The organism is Pseudoalteromonas sp. Z1A6, assembly GCF_011378745.1.
GTDB classification, from domain to species: Bacteria; Pseudomonadota; Gammaproteobacteria; order Enterobacterales; family Alteromonadaceae; genus Pseudoalteromonas; species Pseudoalteromonas arctica.
In genome coordinates this window covers 1-596 of the sequence record NZ_WTKW01000698.1, presented here as the reverse complement: position 1 = coordinate 596, position 596 = coordinate 1, and the positions used below count along the sequence as shown (strand labels likewise).

1 protein-coding gene is annotated in these 596 nt (G+C 34.7%); it reads right to left on the bottom strand.

Going from position 1 to position 596, the window contains the following annotated elements; genetic code table 11:
* Nucleotides 1-57 precede the first annotated feature (57 nt).
* On the bottom strand, nt 58-468 hold the full coding sequence (locus GQR46_RS20400; RefSeq protein ID WP_010553497.1) for a hypothetical protein: 411 nt from the start codon (nt 466-468) through the stop codon (nt 58-60).
* Nucleotides 469-596 lie beyond the last annotated feature (128 nt).

Below are 596 nucleotides of genomic sequence, written 5' to 3'. Positions count from 1 at the left end.
TACCTAATATGGGCTTTTATACTCTCGCTAAATTATAAGCGCTTTATGCAAGCATTCTTATAAAGATAACTCTTTTTTAGCGCGAGTTAAGTTATGCGTTACAAGTGAGTTTTTAGAAATTTGAACCGCTTCATATAAATCAGAAATACCCGCAGTGTCTTTTTGAGCCTTAATACGCGCTACACCACGGTTACTTAATGCAAACGATGTAAGCTCACGTACTTTTAAACGCGGACCATGGCTTTGCTTAAGCAATGCAATTGCTTGTGTACAAATAGCTTCTGCTTCTTCGTAGTTTTTTGATTCAACAGTTAAAGCACAGCTATTAAATGATTTTTCAAATGCTGGGGCTGCAGTTACAGAGTCTTCAATAACCATTAATTTATAATCACCTTGATTAGCCATTGCAGCAGCTGAGCAAGTTAATAATGAGCCAAGAGCGATGGTTTTTAAAAGTGTAAATTTCATGATTATATTCCTAATTAGTTAAGTCGTACTTGTTGCCGACAAATAAACTTTAGAGTGTTAGCTCAATTACCACAAACGATAAAAACAAACCTAATAAGTGAATAAATCTAACCTATAGACTTTAGTCT

Bases quoted from the DNA above. Each gene is read 5' to 3' on its own strand.
- GQR46_RS20400 (WP_010553497.1), bottom strand. From the start codon at position 468: ATGAAATTTACACTTTTAAAAACCATCGCTCTTGGCTCATTATTAACT.